Annotated in this window: 19 protein-coding genes; 8 read left to right on the top strand and 11 right to left on the bottom strand. The window is 70.6% G+C overall.

Translation table 11 applies throughout. The features are described from left to right. Nucleotides 1-12: 12 nt before the first annotated feature. Nucleotides 13-744 carry an alanyl-tRNA editing protein gene (locus HB662_RS23625; RefSeq protein WP_168053517.1) on the bottom strand — a complete coding sequence of 244 codons (732 nt, stop codon included), beginning with the start codon at nucleotides 742-744 and terminating at the stop codon, nucleotides 13-15. Then, nucleotides 741-1409, bottom strand: a complete 669-nt coding sequence (locus HB662_RS23620; RefSeq protein WP_168053516.1) for an NUDIX domain-containing protein — start codon at nucleotides 1407-1409, stop codon at nucleotides 741-743. The genes HB662_RS23625 and HB662_RS23620 overlap by 4 nt, the downstream gene beginning before the upstream one ends. Before the next feature lie 37 nt (nucleotides 1410-1446). Here HB662_RS23620 and HB662_RS23615 point away from each other — a divergent pair, with 37 nt between their 5' ends. Both HB662_RS23615 and HB662_RS23610 read left to right on the top strand, forming a co-directional pair. Beyond that, nucleotides 1447-2370, top strand: a complete 924-nt coding sequence (locus tag HB662_RS23615; RefSeq protein ID WP_168053515.1) for a DMT family transporter — start codon at nucleotides 1447-1449, stop codon at nucleotides 2368-2370. Beyond that, nucleotides 2367-2867: a MaoC family dehydratase gene (locus tag HB662_RS23610; RefSeq protein ID WP_168053513.1), complete on the top strand. Its 501-nt coding sequence runs from the start codon at nucleotides 2367-2369 to the stop codon at nucleotides 2865-2867. The genes HB662_RS23615 and HB662_RS23610 overlap by 4 nt, the downstream gene beginning before the upstream one ends. Here HB662_RS23610 and HB662_RS23605 read toward each other — a convergent pair. The 5 genes from HB662_RS23605 to HB662_RS23585 all read right to left on the bottom strand — a co-directional run bounded on the left by HB662_RS23605 (nucleotide 2836) and on the right by HB662_RS23585 (nucleotide 6046). Beyond that, entirely contained in the window at nucleotides 2836-2973 is a 138-nt protein-coding gene (locus HB662_RS23605) for a hypothetical protein (RefSeq protein ID WP_168053511.1), read from the bottom strand. The two genes, HB662_RS23610 and HB662_RS23605, sit on opposite strands and share 32 nt — an antisense overlap. 69 nt (nucleotides 2974-3042) lie before the next feature. Continuing rightward, nucleotides 3043-4374, bottom strand: coding sequence for a tetratricopeptide repeat protein (locus tag HB662_RS23600; RefSeq protein ID WP_168053509.1), 1332 nt, complete (start codon nucleotides 4372-4374; stop codon nucleotides 3043-3045). Nucleotides 4375-4385: 11 nt separating this feature from the next. Continuing rightward, complete coding sequence (locus tag HB662_RS23595) at nucleotides 4386-4862, bottom strand: GNAT family N-acetyltransferase (RefSeq protein WP_168053507.1); 477 nt, start codon at nucleotides 4860-4862, stop codon at nucleotides 4386-4388. 114 nt (nucleotides 4863-4976) lie between these two features. Beyond that, complete coding sequence (locus HB662_RS23590; protein ID WP_168053505.1) at nucleotides 4977-5609, bottom strand: ParA family protein; 633 nt, start codon at nucleotides 5607-5609, stop codon at nucleotides 4977-4979. 59 nt (nucleotides 5610-5668) lie between these two features. Next, complete coding sequence (locus HB662_RS23585) at nucleotides 5669-6046, bottom strand: hypothetical protein (RefSeq protein ID WP_168053503.1); 378 nt, start codon at nucleotides 6044-6046, stop codon at nucleotides 5669-5671. A 66-nt stretch (nucleotides 6047-6112) separates the two neighbouring features. Between HB662_RS23585 and HB662_RS23580 the strand changes: the two genes are divergently transcribed. The 3 genes from HB662_RS23580 (at nucleotide 6113) to HB662_RS23570 (ending at nucleotide 10264) form a co-directional block, all read left to right on the top strand. Beyond that, nucleotides 6113-7558, top strand: coding sequence for an NAD(P)H-hydrate dehydratase (locus tag HB662_RS23580; RefSeq protein WP_245185854.1), 1446 nt, complete (start codon nucleotides 6113-6115; stop codon nucleotides 7556-7558). A gap of 21 nt (nucleotides 7559-7579) precedes the next feature. Next, the gene (locus tag HB662_RS23575; RefSeq protein WP_168053501.1) at nucleotides 7580-9019 is read left to right on the top strand and encodes a malonyl-CoA decarboxylase; all 1440 of its coding nucleotides are present in this window, start codon (nucleotides 7580-7582) and stop codon (nucleotides 9017-9019) included. 66 nt (nucleotides 9020-9085) lie between these two features. Next, nucleotides 9086-10264, top strand: coding sequence for an MFS transporter (locus tag HB662_RS23570; RefSeq protein ID WP_168053499.1), 1179 nt, complete (start codon nucleotides 9086-9088; stop codon nucleotides 10262-10264). A 5-nt stretch (nucleotides 10265-10269) separates the two neighbouring features. Here HB662_RS23570 and HB662_RS23565 read toward each other — a convergent pair whose 3' ends face one another. After that, complete coding sequence (locus HB662_RS23565) at nucleotides 10270-10761, bottom strand: hypothetical protein (RefSeq protein ID WP_168053497.1); 492 nt, start codon at nucleotides 10759-10761, stop codon at nucleotides 10270-10272. Nucleotides 10762-10928: 167 nt separating this feature from the next. On the opposite strand from HB662_RS23565, the gene HB662_RS23560 reads away from it, so the two are divergent. The 3 genes from HB662_RS23560 to HB662_RS23550 all read left to right on the top strand — a co-directional run bounded on the left by HB662_RS23560 (nucleotide 10929) and on the right by HB662_RS23550 (nucleotide 16364). Then, on the top strand, nucleotides 10929-11912 hold the full coding sequence (locus tag HB662_RS23560) for a tripartite tricarboxylate transporter substrate binding protein (protein WP_168053495.1): 984 nt from the start codon (nucleotides 10929-10931) through the stop codon (nucleotides 11910-11912). A gap of 62 nt (nucleotides 11913-11974) precedes the next feature. Next, nucleotides 11975-12979 (top strand): isopenicillin N synthase family dioxygenase, encoded by a 1005-nt coding sequence (locus tag HB662_RS23555; protein WP_168053493.1) that lies wholly within the window; start codon nucleotides 11975-11977, stop codon nucleotides 12977-12979. Between the two features lie 181 nt (nucleotides 12980-13160). Further along, nucleotides 13161-16364, top strand: coding sequence for a chemotaxis protein CheB (locus HB662_RS23550; RefSeq protein ID WP_168053491.1), 3204 nt, complete (start codon nucleotides 13161-13163; stop codon nucleotides 16362-16364). Between the two features lie 9 nt (nucleotides 16365-16373). Here the strand turns inward: HB662_RS23550 and HB662_RS23545 are convergent, their stop codons facing one another. Genes HB662_RS23545 through HB662_RS23535 form a run of 3 tightly spaced genes read right to left on the bottom strand, consistent with a single transcriptional unit; the run spans nucleotide 16374 to nucleotide 19371 of the window. After that, nucleotides 16374-17420, bottom strand: a complete 1047-nt coding sequence (locus HB662_RS23545; RefSeq protein ID WP_168053489.1) for a sensor histidine kinase — start codon at nucleotides 17418-17420, stop codon at nucleotides 16374-16376. Then, nucleotides 17417-17854: a response regulator gene (locus HB662_RS23540; protein WP_168053487.1), complete on the bottom strand. Its 438-nt coding sequence runs from the start codon at nucleotides 17852-17854 to the stop codon at nucleotides 17417-17419. The genes HB662_RS23545 and HB662_RS23540 overlap by 4 nt, the downstream gene beginning before the upstream one ends. After that, a complete protein-coding gene (locus tag HB662_RS23535) occupies nucleotides 17851-19371 on the bottom strand; it encodes a sensor histidine kinase (RefSeq protein WP_168053485.1) in 1521 nt (506 codons plus the stop codon). The genes HB662_RS23540 and HB662_RS23535 overlap by 4 nt, the downstream gene beginning before the upstream one ends. Between the last annotated feature and the right edge of the window lie 67 nt (nucleotides 19372-19438).

The raw sequence follows: 19438 nt of genomic DNA, 5'->3' as shown, positions 1-19438 counted from the left end.
TCACTCCCTGGGTCACTCCGGCAATACGATGTGGATGCGTCGGTTTTGCCGGCCCTTGCTTTCCAGCTTCAGCACCTCGACCCGCCCGATCTCCCCGGTGCTGGCGACATGCGTGCCGCCACAGGGCTGCAGGTCCACCGGCGCGGCCTCGGCACCGATGCGGACCAGGCGGATGCGCCCGGCGCCGCGCGGCGGCTGCACGGACAGGGTGCGGACCATCTGCGGATTGGCGTCCAGCTCCGCCTCGGTGATCCAGGTGGTCGAGATCGGGTGGTCGGCGGCCACCAGCTCCGCCAGCTTTTCCGTGAACCATTCCTTGGCAGGCGGGTCGGGCAGGTCGAAGTCGAGGCGGGACTTCTCCGCGCCGATCTGGTTGCCGGTGGCGTAGATGCCGGGCAGTACGCTGCACAGCAGGTGCAGCGTGGTGTGCATCCGCATGTGCCGGTGCCGGCGGGCCCAGTCGAGGCCCAGCGTCACCTCTGCCCCAACGGGGGGAATAGCGCTGCCGGGGGCCAGCGTGTGCAGGATGGCGCCGGACTGACCCGTAACGGCCTCGCCCTTGATGGCCTCGGCCACCGTGGCCTCCCCGCCATCCCAGCGCAACGTGCCGGAATCGCCCGGCTGGCCGCCGCTGCGGGCGTAGAGGTTGGTGCGGTCCAGCACCACGCCGCGCTCATCGGCCGCCACCACGCGCGCCGTCGCCTCCCGCAGATAGGCGTCCTCGGTGAACAAAGTCTCGGTCATCGCTTCCATTCCTCACGCAGCCGCGCGCGGTTCACCTGCAGCCAGAGCAGCGCCAGCGCGCCCGGGGCATTCTGGATGCGGTTCTCGGCCACCATGCGGAAGGCGTCTTCCGCCGGCAGCACCAGCACGCGGGTTTCCTCGTGTTCATTGTCCAGGCCATGCGTCGTTGCGCCCGTCTCGGACAGGTCGACGCAGGCGCAGTGGAAATGCACCACCTCGTCACAGCCACCCTGCATCAGCAGGAAGGCGCCGATGCGCTGCACGGCGCCGGCGCGCAGCCCGGTTTCCTCGGCCAGTTCCCGCGTGCCGGCAAGCACCGGATCCTCGCCCGCCTCCAGTAGTCCGGCGGGGCATTCGGTCATTACCGGCGGCAGGCCGGCGGCGAGCGCGGGCAGGCGGAACTGCTCGATCAGCGCGACGCGGTCGGTGACGGGGTCGTAGGGCAGCATCACCACGCCCTGGCCGCGGCGCCACAGCTCCCAGGTCAGGATGCCGGATGGCGAGCCGTCGAAGCGGGCGTAGCGGAAGCGAACCCGTTGCAGGGCGAAGCGCTGGCCCCAGACAACCTCATCCTCCAGCACCTCCAGCCCTGGCCAGGGCGGGATGGGCGGGGCCTTGGGGTGGCGTTGCGTGGTTTGTTCGGGGCGGGGTGGGCTGGCGCTCATGCCCGGCCGACCCTAGCCTTGGGCATCAGGAACGTCCATGTCCCCCACCCAGAGCCTTGCGATTCCCGTCACGGTCGCCAGCGCCCGGCGCCGTGCCATCCTTCTCGTACTCGCCGCCTCGGCGTCCTTCGTGGTCTCGGCCGCGCTGGTGAAGTCGCTCGGGCCGGGCATCCCGCTGCCGCAGGTCATCCTGTTCCGCAACTTCTTCGCCCTGCCGCTGCTGCTGGTGATGGTGGTGCAGGCGGGCGGCTTCCACCTGCTGCGCACCCGGCTGCCCTGGCGCCATGCGGAGCGCACCATGTGGGGCATGTGCGGCATGGTCGGCGCCTTCCACGGCTTCGTTCATCTGCCGCTGGCCACCGCCACGGCACTCGGCTTCACCATGCCGCTGTTCCTGACGGCGCTGTCCGTGCTGCTGCTGGGGGAGAAGGTGGGCTGGCGGCGCTGGTCCGCGGTGGTGGTGGGCTTTGCCGGCGTGCTGATCATGGTCCGCCCGGGCTTCGGGGAAGCGGCGCTGCCGGTGTTCAGCGTCGGCCTGGTGCTGTTCGGCGCGCTCGGCTGGGCGATGGCGATGATGAGCATCCGCCGCATGGGCGAGGCCGGGGAGCCGGGCGTGTCCATCGTCTTCTGGTTCGCCCTGTCCTCAGCCGTGCTGGCCGGGCTTGCCACCATCCCGGTCTGGGTCACGCCGACGCCGCGGGAATGGCTGCACCTGGCGGGAATCGGCTGCGTCTCCGCCGTGGCGCAGCTGCTGATGACCGCGGCCTATCGCCGGGGCGAGACGACGCTGCTCGCCCCCTTCGAATATTCCGGGCTGATCTGGACCATGTTCGCCGGCATCCTGATCTGGTCCGAATGGCCGGACGCCTTCGAACTCGCGGGCTTCGGCGTGCTGGTCGGAGCCGGGCTGTACATCTGGCGGCGTGAGGTGGTGCGGGCAGCGGAGGCGCGCGGAAAATGAGCTTCGATCCGGCCCAGCACCGCATGATCGCCGAACAGCGCTGGTACGAGGATTTCCGCCTGGGCGAGCGCTTCCCGCTGCCGAGCCGGACCATGACCAGCGCCATCTTCCTGGCTTTCCAGGCGGCCAGCGGCGACAACCACCCGATCCACTACAACCGCGAATACTGCCAAGCCCGCGGTCTGCCCGACATGCTGGCGCATGGCTACCAGGTGGCGATCCAGACCGCAGCGGGGGCGGGGATCTTTCCGCATCTGGTCGAGGAGTCGCTGAAGGCGTTCCTCGAGCAATCCAGTCGCTTCCTGCATCCGGTTGTGCTGGGGGATACGCTCTATCCGTGCCTTGAGGTGGATGAGCTTTCGCCCAACCGTACGACCGGGGTCGTCGGACTACGCAGTACCGTGCACAACCAGAAGGGCGTGCAGGTGCTGGAGGGCCGGCATCGCTATCTGCTGCGCCGGCGCGTCAGCGCAGTGTGCTCTCCAGCAACGCCATGATCAGCACCAGCACCGCGGCCGTGCCGGCGATGGTGGGGAAGATGTAGGGGTGGCGAAGCTGCGCCACGTTGCGGCCCTCGTTCCGGTCGTTATGATAATGCGCCATCGGGGTTTGTCCTCTCTCCACCCCGCCTGAACGCGCGCGCCGGATTCGCGGTTCAGCTCCGTTCCGCCGTCAAACCTCGGATTTCGGCTGCAGCAGCTTTTCCACGCGCCGGGTTGCCGCATGGTCCGGATGAGCGCGGCGGAGCACCGCCAGATGCGCGGCCGCAGCCGCCCGGTTGCCGTCGCGCAGCGCCGCTTCCGCCAGGTGCTGCTGCGCCAGCGGATGCTCCGGCACGGCGCGCACGGCGGCGCGGAAGGCGTTGCGGGCGGGGCCGTGATCGCCCAGCTTCTCATGTAGCCGCCCGGTGACCACGAGTTGGTCGGCCTCCCGCTGCGCCACGTGGTTGAGCTGGTGTTCCAGCAACAGGCAGGCGGCCTCCAGCGCGGCATCCCGGTCGATCGGTGCCGGGCCGGGTTGTGCCGGTCCTGGCGGTGCCGGTCCTGGCGGCGACGGGCCGGCGGCGGGCTCGGGCGGCGCGAAAAGCCGCGGCCGGTCCGGAAACCAGCGGCGGCGCACCGCCTCGTTCACTTGCTCGAAGCGGGCCAGGAAGGCGGCGGCGTCGGCCGGATGCGGCTGCCAGCCGCGGCCGGGCAGCGCCTCCGACACCGCCGCGGTGAAGCGGCGCCACAGCAGGGACGACGCGCGCAGCCCCTCCGGCCGCGCCTTCAGCCTTTCGCCCAGCAGGCGCACCAGGTCGATGGCGGCGGGGGTGAAGGACAGGTTGCTCTGGCGGTCGGGGTGGTCGGCCGGCACCTGCAGGGGCACGTCGCACAAAGCGAGAAAATCATCCACCGCATCGCCATGAACCAGGCTGGCGCGCTCGAAGATGCGGACCAGCATGGCATCCTCGCCGAACACCGCGGCCCAATCGTCCAGCATCCGGGCGTAGTCGTAATGCGGCAGCCGCTCCGGCCCACCCTTCGGCAGGGCGGGCGGGTTGATGGCGGCCACCCGCAGCGCCTGGGTATAGCCGCTGGCCGCGTGCTGGTCCTGCCGGCGCAGATAGATGGCGACGCGGATGCGCGCGGCATGCGGTGCCAGCAGGTCGCGCAGGCGGGTGATCTCATCCCGCGTCGTCAGCAGCCCGCCGCATTGCTCGGCGGAGAGGATCACCAGCCGGGTGGTCTCCGGCAGCCCCGCCATCTCGGCGGCGAAATCCCGCCGGAACTGCGCCAGCCGCGCCTCCGCACCGACGCCGTCCCACAGCGCCGGGTTGAAGTGGCCCAGGCGCGACAGTGGCACCAGGGAGGCCGGCAGCATGCCGTGATTGGCCCAGCCAGGGCTGACCGGGTAGCACACGCCGAGCTTCGCCAGCGCCGCCCGCTGGCCACCCAGCACCCGCTGGATGGAGGAAGTGCCGGTCTTCGACTGGCCGATATGCAGGATCAGGTCGGGCTTCACGGCGGCCAGGTTCAGAGGGTCTTCTTGAACCACACCCGCGCATGGCCAGCCGGCATTCCCTCCAGCCGGCCGAATTCGGTGTAGCCGTTGCGGAGCCAGAAATCCGGCGCCTGGAAGCTGAAGGTATCGGTGTAGACCTGGGCGCAGCCGCGTTCGCGCGCGATCGCCTCCGCCCGCTGCAGCAATTCGGAGCCGACGCCCTTGCCGCGCAGGTCGCGCGACAGCCATAGCCAGTCGATGAACAGCCAGCCCCAGAAGGTCAGCCCGAGCAGGCCGCCACGGGCCGTGCCGTCCGGGGCGCGGGCCAGCAGCGTGACCGGCTCGCGGTCATAAGGGCCGCCCATTTCCTGGTTGAAGGCATGCAGGCCGCGCTGGATGGCGGCCACGGCATCGAGTTCGGGGAAGGTGTCCTCGGAAATCTCGACCCCGGAATCCTTGAACCCGGCATCCGGGCTCATGCCCTTCGGCGCATCATCCGGTTCCGCCATGCCGTGCCGCCTCCCACTCTGCCCGCCTGTTGCGGTGCGGCAAGTGGCCACATCGCGTGGCGGCTGAAAAGCCCCTGCTCAATCGGGGCGCCGACTGGGGCGCCAACCGGGCGATCAGTTTGGCCGCAGCGCCAGCAGCGCCGCGGCCAGGGCGCGCATCTCGGTCGCCGCGACGGATCTTGGCGCCGCTTCCGTCACCCCGAGCCCGGCGGCGAAGGCCTGGGCGATGCCGGTGCGGTTGCCGATCGCCGGGGCGAGCAGGGTCAGGTTGCGCCGCTCCAGTTCCGCCAGCACCTGCGTCAGCAGCTTGCCGCTGGCCGGCGCGCGGTTCAGCGCGATGGCGGCCAGGCGCTTTTCCCCCAGCGCCAGCTCCAGCGTCGCATCCATCGCCCAGAGGTCGGCGGAAGACGGCTGCAGCGGCACCAGCACCAGGTCGGCGTTGCGGATGGCGATGCGGGCATCGGTATCGGCATGCGGCGGCGTGTCCAGCAGCACCACATCCTGCCCGCGCAGCTTGCCCAGCGCGACGGGCAGCCGCCAGCCGGCCGGTGCATCCAGATGCAGCTTCAGGGCACGCGGTCCGGCATTCGCCCGCTCGGCGGCCCAACGTGTCAATGTCTGCTGCGGGTCCGCATCCAGCAGCGCAACGTCGAGGCCCTGTTCGGCGAAAGCGGTGGCCAGGTTGGCGCTGAGGGTGGACTTCCCCGCGCCACCCTTGCGCTGCGCGACGGCGATGACGAAGGCCATGCTGGCGACTCCACGACCTGTTGAGGGGGCCAGCCTAGCAAGAAGCGAGCCTCCGGTGGTCAGCGCCCGGTCGTGGAGGCATCCGGCTTGGCCCCGGGGCGCGGCGGGATCGGGCTATCGCCAAGCTGCCCGGCCCCCTCGCTACGATCCGGCTGGCGCGCGCTGGGGACCGGCGGGGCAGGGAGGATCGGCCTGTTCTCAGGCGGGCGGGTCCGCGGCGGCTCGCTGCGCGGCACGCCCACACCCGGCGGCGGGGAGGAGGGCAGCGGACGCTCAGCCGCCGGGGGCGCGCCGGGCAGGGAGGTCGGCGGCGGCTGCGAGCTGACGGCGGGCGGCTGCGCGGCGGCGGTGCCGGCGAACAGCAGCAGGGCGGGCAGCAGGCCGACGCCGCGCAGGATGGCAAGGCGGGGAGTGGGGGGGCGAGGGGTATGGCTCATGCAGGGCGAAGCGCGCTTCCGCCACCCGTGGTTCCCTTCGACCGTGCGCGCGATAGGCTGGCGCGCATGGACATGCCGCATGAATTGCTGACACCCGCCGAGATGGCCCGCGCCGATGCCGCGGCCATCGCCGCCGGCACGCCCGGATCGGTACTGATGCAGGCGGCAGGGCGGGCCGTGGCGCGGGCGATGATGCGCCGCTTCCGCCCGGTGCGGACCCTGGTGCTGGCCGGGCCGGGCAATAATGGCGGCGATGGCTACGTCGTGGCCCGGCTGCTGGAGCAGGCGGGCTGGCCGGTGGCCGTCGCCGCCCTGGCACCGCCCGCACCGGGCACCGACGCAGCGGCCGTGGCGGCGCGCTGGCACGGCCCGATGCTGCCCTTCACGGCGACGGAGGCGGCCCGCGCCGGGCTGGTGGTGGATGCGGTCTTCGGCGCCGGGCTGGCGCGGCCGGTGGAGGATCGCGTGGCGCGGGTGCTTGCGGCGGCCGGCGGGCCGGTGGTGGCGGTCGATGTGCCATCAGGCCTCGATGGCGCCACCGGCACCGTGCGGGGATTCGCGCCGAAGGCGGCGCTGACCGTCACCTTCTTCCGCCTCAAGCCCGGCCACCTGCTGTTCCCGGGGCGCGAGCTGTGCGGAGAGGTGGTGCTGGCCGATATCGGCCTGCCCGCCGCAGTACTGGCGGGCATCGCCCCGCGCGCCTTCCGCAACGGCCCGGCGCTGTGGCGCCTGCCGCGCCCGGGCGCCGACAGCCACAAATACGCGCGCGGCCATGTCGCCGTGGTCGCCGGCCCCGGCATGACCGGCGCCGCCCGCCTGGCCGCCGCGGGTGCCCGCCGCTCCGGGGCCGGCCTGCTGACCGTGCTGGCCCCCGATGCGGCCACCGCCGCCGTGCTGCGCGCCGGCGATGCGGGCGTGATGGTCTCGGAGGCAGGGGCCGAGGCGCTGCGCCAGGATGGGCGGATCGGCGTCTGGGTCATCGGCCCGGGCCTGCCGCCGGATGCAGCGACCCGCGCCCTGGTGCGCCAGGCGGTGGAGGCCGGGCGGCAGGTGGTGGCCGATGCCGGCGCCCTGCGCGCCGCCGCGGATGACCCCGCCGCACTGGCCGGCTGCGCGGTGCTGACCCCGCATCTCGGCGAATTCATCGCCGTGTTCGGCCAGCCGGGCGAGGACCGGCTGGAAGCGGTGCGCGCCGCGGCGCGGGCCACCGGCGCCGTGGTGCTGCTGAAGGGCGCGGACAGCCTGGTGGCCGCACCCGATGGCCGCGTCGCCATCAACGTCAACGCGCCGCCATGGCTCGCCACCGGCGGCACGGGGGATGTGCTGGCGGGGATCATCGCGGGGCTGCTCGCCCAGGGCATGCCACGCTTCGAGGCCGCCGCCTGCGCCTGCCACCTGCATGGCGCCGCGGCGAATTTGGCCGGGCCGGGGCTTTTGGCGGAGGACCTGCCGGGCCACATCCAGGCCGTGATGGCGCTCGACCTTCCCACGGTCATCGGGCATGCTTCCTGAAACATGCGGAAAGGAACCGTGATGTCCGACGTGGCCGTCCCGCCCGGATTCATCGACCGAGCGCTGCGGCGCGTGACATCGCTGTGGCGGGATATCGCCTCCTCCGCCCCGGCCGGGGAGGATGGCATCGCGGCGCAGATGCGGGCCTGCCTGGATGCGAAGGGCGGCGAGGTCTCCGCCCGGTCCCGCGCCGCACGCCTGGCGCAGAGCTACCTGGCCGGCGATCATGCCGCGCGGGGGGAGTTCCTGCGCGCCCTGGCAGGCTTCGATTCCGATCACGTGGCGGTGGCGACGGCCTGGGAATCGGTGGCCGCGGCGCCGGATGCGGAGGCCCGCGCCACCGCCAAGGCGCGGCTGCGCCGGGTGCTGGAGCCGCCGCGGCTGCGGCTGCTGACCCAGTTCACCACCCTGCCGGATGGCGTGAAGTTCCTGGTGGAACTGCGCGCCGACCTGCTGGCCCGGATGCGCGGCGACGCCATGCTGCAGGCGCTGGAGGCGGATCTGCGCGGCCTGCTGGCAAGCTGGTTCGATGTCGGCTTCCTGGAACTGCGCCGCATCGACTGGACCTCTCCGGCCGAGCTGCTGGAGAAGCTGGTGGGGTATGAGGCGGTGCACCGCATCCGTACCTGGCGCGACCTGAAGAACCGCCTGGATTCCGACCGCCGCTGCTACGCCTTCTTCCACCCGCGTATGCCGAACGAGCCGCTGATCTTCGTCGAGGTCGCGCTGGTGCAGGGCATGGCGGCCAATGTGCAGGGCCTGCTGGATGAGAAGGCTCCGCTGCTGGATGCGCGGCAGGCGGACACCGCCGTGTTCTATTCCATCAACAACTGCCAGCGCGGCCTGGATGGAATCTCCTTCGGCAATTTCCTGATCAAGCGGGTGGTGGAGCTGCTCAGCGCCGAGTTCGGCAAGCTGGAATGCTTTGCCACGCTCTCGCCGATCCCGGGCTTCCGCAGCTGGTTGGAGGCCAGGCTCGAAGCCGGCGACGCCACGCTGCTGACGGAGGATGAGGCGAAGGCGCTGCGCGAGGCGGCGCCGCCGGACCTCGCCATCGCCGCCCCGGGGGCGGAGGCCGGCAAGGCGGTGGAGGAAACCGCGCCGCAGACGCTGCGCCGGCTGATCGCGCGGCGCGGCTGGGCGCGGGTGGAAGCCACCTCGAAATCCCTGGAGCCGATCCTGCTGCGCGCCTGCGCCCGCTATCTGCTGGTTGAATCGGGCCGCGACGGCAAAAGGGCGCGCGACCCGGTGGCGCATTTCCACCTGTCCAACGGCGCGCGGGTCGAGCGGCTGAACTGGCGCGGCGACATCTCGGAAAAAGGCTTTCGGGAAGCCTGCGGCCTGATGGTCAATTACCGCTACGACCCGGGCAAGATCGAGGAATACCACGAGGCCTATGCCGGAGAGGGCAAGCGCGCCGCATCCCCCGCCGTGCGGAAGCTGGCCAAGGGTTTCCTCTGACCCCGGGTTGAGCAGCCCGGCCCGCCCTGCAAGGATCAGCGCCAGGGCGGGAAATGGACAGGCAGCTTGAACGTACTGGGCGTGCCCGATTTCCGGCGCATCCTGCTGGTGGGGCTGCTGGTCTCCGTCGCGCGCTGGCTGGAGATGCTGGTGATCGGCGTGGTGGTCTGGCAGCAGACGCAATCCGCCTTCCTGGTCGCCATGATGACGCTGCTGCGGCTGCTGCCGATGGGGTTGTTCGGCGCCTTCCTCGGCGTGGCGGCGGACCGGGTGCAGCGGCGTTCCGCGCTGATCCTGATGCTGGCGGTGCAGGGCGTGGTGGCGGCGGCGCTCGCCCTGCTGGCGCTGACCGGTTCGCTGGCGGTCTGGCAGCTCGGCGTGGCCAGCTTCCTCGGCGGCATCGCCTGGGCGGCGGACAACCCGGTGCGACGCATGATGCTGGGCGACGTGGTCGGCGCCAGCCGCATGGCGCGCGCCGTCTCGCTCGACGTGGTGGCGAACAATGCCAGCCGCATCGCCGGGCCTGCGGTGGGCGGCACCATCCTGGCCGCCGCCGGGCTGGGGCCGGCCTTCCTGCTATGTGTCGGGCTGTACACGCTGGCGGGGCTGGCGGCGCTGCGTCTGGCGCATTGCAGCACCCTGGCGCCGCGCCCCGGCGGCGTGCTGCGCGACATGCGGGAGAGTTTTGGCCTGGTGCTGCGGACACCCGGCATGGCCGGCGTGATGATCGTCACGCTGATCTTCAACCTGTTCGGCTGGCCGGTCTCCTCCATGGTCCCGGTGATCGGGCAGGAGCAGTTGCGCCTCGGCGCCGATGGGGTGGGGCTGCTGGCGGGGATGGACGGGCTGGGGGCGCTGGTGGGCGCCGCGCTGCTGGTGCCGCTGGTGCGGCCGGCCTGGTACCGCGCCATCTATGTCGGCGGCACCGCGCTGTATTGCGGCATGTTCGTCCTTTTCGCCGCCGCAACCGCGGTGCTGCCGGCGGCGCTGGCGCTGCTGCTGGTGGGCGTCGGCAGCGCCGCCTTCGCGGCCATGCAGGCGACGCTGGTCTATACCACCGCGCCGCCCGAGATGCGGTCCCGCGCGCTGGGCGTATTGTCCGCCTGCATCGGGCTCGGGCTGATTGGCTTCCTGCATCTGGGCGTCATGGCGCAGTGGCTCGGCGCGCCCACCGCCACCATGGTGATCGGGCTGGAGGGGATTGCCGCGCTGCTGCTGACCCGGCGCTGGTGGCGCGCGGTGTAGGGGGCTCAGTTCACCGCGAGCTCCGTCAGCGCACAGGTATTCACCTGCCGCCGTTCCTGCGCCTGCCCATCCATGGTGACGATCCGCAGGTCGTTGAGGCATTGCCCCGCCGGCAGCCGCACCACCAGGCTCTGCCCCGGCGCCAGCACCGACCGGCCGAGCCGGTCCGCGCCCCAGGCGCTGTCGCGGGAGGCGGAGACATAGACCTCCCGGATCGTCGCGCGGCCGGCGTTGCGCAGCGCGAAGGACGGGTCGGACCCGCGCGCCGCCACCGGCACGCCGCCCGAGGCGGCCCGGCGCTCGCGGTCCCATTGCAGGCGCTGCGCGTGGCGCTGCAGCATGTGCTCATAGACCGTGCCGTTGAACGAGCCCTGCGGGTTGTTCCAGGTGGTGCCACCCGGCCCGTTCGGCAGCCAGTATTGCTGCGACATGGCCGGTGCCGTGAAGGCGGGCGCGGTGAAGGCGAGGGTGAGCAGGGGAAGACAGGCGAGGCGCATGGCAGTGGGTCCCGGTTGAACGCCGGCACCTTCTAGCCAGCCACGGTTTCATGGCGATTGCGCGGCATGGCGAGGTCCGCGACACGGTTTCCGCAGCGAACCGCCAAAGTTGCTTGCCGTCGCGCCCGGGGCTTGCCCAAATGCCGGCACGATCCGGAGGGCAGGGCATGCACCACACTACGCGCCGCGCGACGCTGGGCACTATCCTGTCGGGGGGCGCCATCCTGTCGGGCCTCGCCGCGCCCGCGCTGGCGCAGTCGCGTTTTCCGGACCGGCCGATCCGCCTGATCATCCCCTGGACGCCCGGCGGCCCCGCCGATGGTGGCTTCCGCATCCTGGCGGATCTGGTGGGCCAGCGGTTCGGGCAATCCGTGGTGGTGGAGAACCGGCCGGGCGCCGCCGGCATCCTGGGCGCGATGGCGCTGAAGGATGCGCGGCCGGATGGCACCACCATTTCCCAGATGCATATGGGCGTGGTGCGGCAGATGCTGCTGAACCCGCGCCCACCCTACCACCCGATCGACGACCTCACCTACATCCTGCAGATCACCGGCTTCGTCATGGGCACGGTGGTGCGCGCCGATGCGCCATGGCGGACGCTGCCGGAACTGCTGGACCATGCCCGCGCCAGTCCCGGCAAGCTGAACTACGGCACGCTCGGCATCGGCTCCACCCAGCACCTGGCGATGGAGCGTATCGGCCTGGCGAGCGACGTGACCTGGCAGCATGTGCCCTATCGCGGCACCTCGGACACGCTGCGCGCGCTGCTCGGCGGCGAGATCCACTTCGCCTCGGAATCCTCGGGCTGGGCGCCGCTGGTGCTCAGCGGGCAGTTGCGGCTGCTGGCGCTGTACAGCTCCGCCCGCGCCGCGCGCTTCCCGAACGTGCCGACGCTGCGCGACCTGGGCATGAACATCGTGATCGACAGCCCCGGCGGCCTGATCGGCCCCGCCGGCATGGACCCCGCCATCGTCGCCGTGCTGGCGGAGGCGTTCCGCGCCGCGGCGCAGGACCCGCGCCACGTGGAATTCCTCGCCCGGCTCGACCAGCCGCTGATGCTCGCCGATGGCGCCAGCTACCGCGCCGCCATGCAGCAGGCGATGATCGACGAACGCGCGCTTCTGGGGCGGCTCAACCTGCTGCCGGCGTGAGGCGGCTTGCGCGCAGCCGGGGTGGGTGACAGCCTTCGATCCTGGCCAGTGGAGGCAAAGCGATGAGCGAGCAGATTCCCGTCCTGGACCTGGCGCCGCTGCAGGACGGCGCGCCCGGCGCGCTGGACCGGCTGGGGGAGGAACTGCGCCGCGCCTTCACCGAGGTCGGCTTCTACTTCGTCCGCAACCACGGCATTCCGCAATCGCTGCTGGATGCGACCTTCGAGGCGGCGGAGCGGTTCCACGCGCAGCCGATCGAGGCGAAGCTGGCGCTGAAGATCAACGAGCACAACATCGGCTACATGCCGATGCGTGGCGCCACCACGCGAGTGAATGCGGTGGGCGATGTGGCGCTGCCCAATGCCAACGAAGCGATCTTCTTCAAGCGCGACCTGCCGGCGGATCATCCGGACGTGCTGGCCAATGTGCGCTTCCGTGGCCGCAACCAGTGGCCCGAGCTGCCCGGCTTCCGGGAACAGGTGCTGCAGGCCTGCGATGCCTTCGAGGGTCTCGGCCTGCGCCTGCTGCCGCTGTATGCGCGCGCGCTGGGCCTGGAGCCCGGCTTCTTCGCGCCCTATTTCGACGAGCCGATGTACACGCTGCGGATGTCGCACTACCCGCAGCAGGAACCGACGGCGCCGGAGAACGAGTTCGGCATCGCGCCGCATGTCGATACCAGCTTCATGACCATCCTGGCGCAGAACCGCATTCCTGGCCTTTCGCTGCGGATGCCCAGTGGCGAATGGGTGGATGCGCCGGCGCCGGAAGGCGCGTTGCTGATCAATGGCGGCATGATGCTGCGGCGCTGGACGGACAAGCGCTTCCTGGCCACGCCGCACCGCGTCATCAACCGGTCCGGCCGCGAACGCTACGCCATTCCGTTCTTCATGGATGCCGGCTACCGGGCCGTGATGGCGCCGATCACGGCGGATAGCAGCCCGGCGGATGACAGAACGGGGCGTGAACCGCCGATCACCTACCCGGATTTCATGACCGGCTACCAGCGCAGCAACTTCCACCATGCCGCCGACGACAAGGCGGAGAAGGTGCAGATGCAGGGCGCCTGAGGCATGCGCCGTTCCGTCACGCCAGCGTGATCGACTCGCCCGGTCGGCGAACGGAATTCGGGCGACTTTGCTGGCTGATGGTGACATGACATCCACAAAGCTGTCCTCGCCGATGTCCTGTCGGCAGGGGGACGCTGTTTCGGCGATACGGCTCAGGGCCCGCCATAACTGACAGGACAGCATGACCAGTTCCGCGCTGCGTTTCCCCGTCGTCGGCATCGGCGCCTCGGCCGGTGGGGTGGAGGCGCTCCGGTCGCTCTTCCGCGGCCTGCGACAGCCATTGCCCATGGCGTTCATCGTCGTGACGCATCTCGCCCGCGGCCATCTCAGTGCGATGCCCGCGATCCTGGCGGACTGCACGACCCTGCCGATCCATGTGGCGGAGGACGGCCAGCAGGTGCAGGCGGGCCATGTCTATGTGCTGCAGCAGAACGCCATCATCACGTTGAAGGACGGCCGTATCGTGCTGCGCCAGCAGCCCGTCGACCGCGTACATGAGCGCCATCCGATCGACGTCTTCCTGGCGTCCATGGCGGAGGACCAGCAGCATTGCGCCATCGGCATCGTGCTGTCCGGCAGCGGCAGCGACGGCACGCTGGGGCTGAAGGCCATCAAGACTGCCGGTGGCCTGACCATGGCGCAGGGCACCAATGGCACCACGCCGCAATTCGGCGACATGCCGCACAGCGCCATCGCCGCCGGCGTGGTGGATCTGGTGGTGCCGTCGGAAAAGATGGCGGCAAGGCTGGCCGAATTGCTGAAGACCTTCGACGAACCGGCCTATGAACGACTGAGCAGCGAGGCCGCCGCCACGGCGCAGGCGACCATCGCCAAGATCCTGCATTCGGCCGTGGGGCATGATTTCGCCGGCTACAAGGACCGCACCTTCTTCCGCCGTGTGCAGCGCCGCATCCATGTGCTGCGCCTGCCGGGGCTGGATGCCTATACGGCGCGGCTGCGTGTCGATGCCGAGGAGGCGCGGCACCTGTTCCAGGACCTGCTGATCGGTGTCACCAGCTTCTTCCGCGATCCCGATGCCTTCTCGGCCCTTGGCGACAATGTCATCCCCCAGCTGTTCAAGGATCGTGGGCCGGAGGAGGTGGTGCGCGTCTGGGTTCCCGGCTGCGCCACCGGGGAGGAGGCCTATTCCCTCGCGATCCTGCTGCGCGAGCAGATGGAAGCGCATCCGGGTGGCCCGCGGGCGCAGATCTTCGCCACCGACATCGATGAGGCCGCCCTGGCCACGGCGCGGCGCGGCCGCTACCCCGGTGCGCTGCTGGCCAGCCTGTCGCCCGAGCGGCTGGCGCGGCACTTCAACGCCGATGCGGCAAGCTTCGCGGTGGCGAAGCCGCTTCGCGACCTGTGTGTCTTCTCGCCGCACAGCCTGATCAATGATCCGCCCTTCTCCCGCATCGACCTCATCTCCTGCCGCAACCTGATGATCTATCTGGGTCCGGGCCTGCAGGACCAGGTGATCCCGCTGTTCCACTATGCGCTGCGGCCTGGCGGCTTCCTGTTCCTCGGCATCGCCGAGACCATCCTTCGCCATGCCGAGCTGTTCGTGGCGGAGGACAAGGCCAACCGCATCTACCGTCGGCGGGACGACGTGGCTGTGGACGGACCGGCCGCGCGGCTGCTGGCGAATCCGCGGGGCCCGGTGCGCATCTGGCCCTCGCGCGCCCTGCTGCGCCCGCCGGCGCCGCAGCGTGGCACGGAGCTGCGGCAATCGGCGGAGGCGCTGGTGCTGGACCGCTTCTCCCCGGCCCATGTGGTGGTGAACCGGGATGGCGACGTGCTGCACCAATCCGCGCATCTGGGACGCTACCTGGAACCCGCCGCCGGCCGGCCGAGCCGCCAGCTCGTGGCCATGGCCCGGCCCGGCTTGCGCTTCGCGCTGCGGGCCGTGCTGCGCGAGGCAATGGAGACGCAGGCCGAGGTACGGCGCCCGCTGGTCGAGATCGAGGAGGGCGAACGCCGCATCAGCATCGCCCTGACCGTGACGCCGATGGGCGCGCGGGATGTGCCCGAGCGCCAATTCCTGGTCGTCTTTGCCGACATCCCCGGCGCCGACACGGCCGCCGTTTCGCTGGATACCGCGGGGCAGGACCATCTGCTGCTGCTGGAGCGCGAGCTGCGTGACACGCGCGAGAAGCTGCAATCGACCACCGAGGAATACGAGACGGCGACCGAGGAACTGACCTCAGCGAACGAGGAAATGGTCTCGGTGAACGAGGAGCTGCAATCCACCAACGAGGAGCTGGAAACCTCGAAGGAGGAGCTGCAATCGGTGAATGAGGAGCTGCGCGCGTCCAATACCGAACTTTCCGTCAAGATCGACGAGCTGGATCGGTCGAAGGCCGATCTGCGGAACCTGTTCGACAGCACGCAGATCGCGACGCTGTTCCTCGACCGCCACCTGGTGATCCGCAGCTTCACCCCGGCGGTGACCAGCATCTTCAACCTGATGCCCGCCGATCGGGGCCGCCCGGTGACCGACTTCGCCGGCCATCTCGACAAGGTGGACCTGCGGCGGGAGGTGCGCCGCGTGCTGGATGAGCGCACCGCCGTGGAACGCCGCGTCACCGCGCGGGACGGCCATGTCCATTACCTGATGCGCCTGCTGCCCTACCGCACTGCGGAGGGCGATGTGGATGGCGTGGTGCTGACCTTCTTCGACGTCACCAAGGTGGTGGAGGGTGAGATCCTCAGCACGCTGGTGGATGAGCTGAACCACCGGGTCCGCAACATGCTGCAGGTGGTCCAGGCCGTCTCGACCAGCACGCTGCGCCACGCCAGGTCGCTCGAGGATTTCGCGGCCGCATTCAGCGGGCGCATCAAGGCGCTGGCGCGGGCGCATGAACTCGTCGGCGAACAGGGCTGGACGGCGGTGGACCTGGAGGCGCTGGTCGCCAAGGAGCTTGCGCCGCACAACGACCGGCCGGACCGCATCAGCTTCGGCGGCGCCGCGGTGCCGCTGCGGCCGAAGATGGCGCTGGCCCTGGGCATGGTGCTGCACGAGCTGGCCACCAACGCCGCCCGGCACGGCGCGCTTTCCGTCTCGCCCGGGCAGCTGCGGATCAACTGGACGGTGGAAGGGAAGGGCGCGGACGAGCGGTTGCATATCGCCTGGCTTGAGCTGCGCGGGCCGCCAGCGGCCCAGGGCCAGGAACGCCGCGGCTTCGGCACGGAACTGATCAACCGCCTGCTGAAGCACGACCTCGGCGGCACCATGAGCCAGGTCCAGGCGGATGGTAAGCGCGTGACGACGCTCGAACTGCCGCTCCGCGGCGCGCCGGTGTCTCTGCCGATGGTGCGTGGCGCCACGCCGCCGGTCGCCACTCTGCCGGTCGCCACGTCTCCTCGTGCCAACGGCAAGGGGCACTGACCGGCCGCTTCACCCCAGGGCGAAGCGCACCGTGATGCAGGACCCGGGCCCGCCGGCGAATTCCACCAGCCCGCCGATGGTGGACGCCATTGCCTGCACGATCCGTCCACCGAGGCCTGTGCCGGCCGGCAGGTCGGCGCCGGCGCCGCCGACACCGTCATCTTCCACCCGCAGCACGCCATCCGCACCCTCCATCGCCAGCGTCACCCGGATCGGGCCGCCCTCCGGCGTGTCGGGGTAGGCATATTTCAGCGCGTTGGTGACCAGCTCGGACAGGATGACGCCGAGCGAGACGGCGCGGTCCGGCGGCACTTCCAGTGGCGCGCCGGTGAAATCGATGCGTGCCGTTTCCACGCTGCGGCCGATCTCCACCAGCAGGCCGCCGAGATAATCGTTCAGCGCGACGGAGCGTACATCCGCCGAGGTGTACAGCCGGCGGTGCACCTGGGCGACGGCGGCGATGCGGTGGCGCACCGCCGCCAGCGCGGCGCGGGCCGCGGGGTCGGCAACCGCGCCTTCCTGCAGGCGCGTCAGGCTGGCGATGATCTGCAGGCTGTTGGCGACGCGGTGGTTCACCTCCTGCAGCAGCAGGGCGCGGCTGGCGGCCAGTTCCTCCGCGCGGTCCAGCGCTTCCCGCACCTTGGTCTCGGCTTCCGCCTGCTGGCGGCGCATCGTGGCGCGGTCCACGGCACCCTCGATGGCCCGGTGCAGCAGCAGCAGGAAGCTCTCGCCCGGCGTCTTCACGACGAAATCCTCGGCCCCGGCGCGCAGCGCGGCGACGGCGACGCGCGTCTCATCAGCCCCGGTGACGAAGATCACCGGCGCCGGGTCGGGCAGGGCGCGCAGCGCGGCCAGGGTTTCCAGCCCATCCGCGCCCGGCATGTAGTGGTCCAGGCAGATCGCCGCGAAGCCATCCTCCTTGGCCCGCGCCAGTCCCTGGTCGCCATCGCAGGCGATGACCACCTGATGACCGAGGCGGCCAAGCGCGCGCTGTACCAGGCGGCACAGTGCCTGGTCGTCGTCGATGTAGAGGATGCGGGAAGCCTGGCTGGTCATGGGGCTGTTGGCGGCACCTGGATCACGGCGAGAAACAGCCCGAGCTGTCGCACGGCCTGGGCGAAGGTCTCGTAGTTCACCGGCTTGGTGATGTAGACGCTGCAACCGAGTTCATAGCATCGCCGGATCTCGCGGTCGTCATCCGTTGTCGTCAGCACGATCACGGGTGCGAGGCGCAACTCCGCATCCGCCTTCAACCGGGCCAGGATGTCGATGCCGCTCATGTCCGGCAGGTTGAGGTCGAGCAGCACCAGCACCGGCGCGCCGCCCTGGCGCTGCGGACCGAACAGATGGTTCACCGCGGCGGTGCCGGAATTCAGGTGCAGCACGTCGTTGTAGACGCCGGCGCGTTTCAGGTTCTTCTCGATGAGGCGTGCGTGGCCGTCATCATCCTCGATCATGACGATGGTGACGGCTTGGGCGGATACGTTCATGCGGGCTGGTCCTCCAGCTGTGGTGCGTTTGCCATGTCTGTGTCGGGGGCGGGCAAGGCATCCGGCAGCAGCAGAGTGAAGACGGAACCCTCGCCCAGGCGGGAGGCGAGGCGGATGTCGCCGCCCATGCGGCGCGCCAGCGCGCGGACATGCGCGAGGCCGATGCCCTCGCCGGGCTTGTCCTGCGGTCCGGAACGGCGGAACAGCTCGAACACCCGGGCGTGGTCGCGCTCGGCGATGCCGCGGCCGTTATCCACCACGTCCAGGGCGTGCAGTCCGGATTCCCGCCGCGCGCGGACCATGATGCGGCCAGGGCGGGCGGGATCGAGGTATTTCACGGCATTGTCCAGAAGGTTGCCGAGGATCTGCTCCAGCGCCAGCCGGTCCGTCTGCAGGGTCGGGAAGGGCGGCTGCAGTCGTAGCTCCGCGCCCGCGGCATCCAGCTGGTGCTGCAGGCTGTTCGACAGGCCCTCCAGCAGCGGCTGCAGCGGCACGGGCTCCGCCACCAGGCGCCGGCGACCCTCGCGCGACAGCGCCAGGATGGCACCGATCAGGCGGTCCATGCGATTGGTGGAGGACCGGATGAAGCCGATCGCCTCGGGGATATCCTCCCGCACCGCCTCGCGGACATCCTGCGTGACCAGCGCCGGTGCCTCGGCCTCGGCACGCTCCATCAGGCCGCGCACCGCCACGATCGCGGTCTCCAACTCCTGCGTGAAGCCCATCACATTGACCAGCGGCGCGCGCAGGTCATGCGAGACGATGTAGGCGAAGCGCTGGATTTCCTCATTCGCGGCCATCAGCGACCCGGTGCGCGTGGCCACGCGCTGCTCCAGGCTGGAATTGGCCCGTTGCAGCGCCGCCTGCGCCGCCTCCAGGTCGCGCGTGTAGCTGCGGGCCGCGCGCAGCGTGCCGAAGCTGACCAGGGCGATCAGCAGCAGGCCGAGAATCGCGCCATACATCAACAACTGCCCGGCGCCTTCCAGATTGGCACTGCGCTGCTGCTGGCGGATGGCGGTGCGCTGTTCCACGCCTGCGATCTGGTTGCGCACCTGGTCCATCAGGATCTGGCCGCGCCCGCCGCGGACCACCGCGAGCGCCGCTTCCCGGTCCCCGGCCTCCGCAAGCTCCAGGCTCTGCTGCAACTCGGCCAGCTTCGCCTCGATGGTGCCGCGAAGCTCGATCTGGGGCGGAAGCTGGCCGCCATCGGCCGTCACCTGCGCCGCAAGCCTGTCCAGCTCCTGCGGCAGCTGCGCGCGCGCGGCGATGTAGGGGGCGAGGTAGCTGGGGTCGTCAGTGAGCAGGAAGCCGCGCTGCCCGGTCTCGGCATCCTGCAGCGAACTCAACACTTCCCCGGCCGTCACCCGGATCTGCTGCGTGGCAACGACGGCGGAGGCGTAGCTGCGCGTTTCCTGCACGAGCCAGACCAGGCCAACGCCGAGTGCGAGGAGGATGACAAGCCCAAGCGCCGTAAGGCCGAGGGTGATGCGGCCGAAGGCAGCCTGAGTCCAGGTCATGGATCCGTTTCGGTTTCATTGCAGCAGGAGACCAAGCGGCCCCTCCGCCACATCGCCGTGGACCGCG

Source organism: Falsiroseomonas frigidaquae, from assembly GCF_012163145.1.
Taxonomy (GTDB): Bacteria; Pseudomonadota; Alphaproteobacteria; order Acetobacterales; family Acetobacteraceae; genus Falsiroseomonas; species Falsiroseomonas frigidaquae.
Note: the sequence above shows the minus strand (reverse complement) of the source record. Positions and strands in the feature narration are given on the sequence as shown.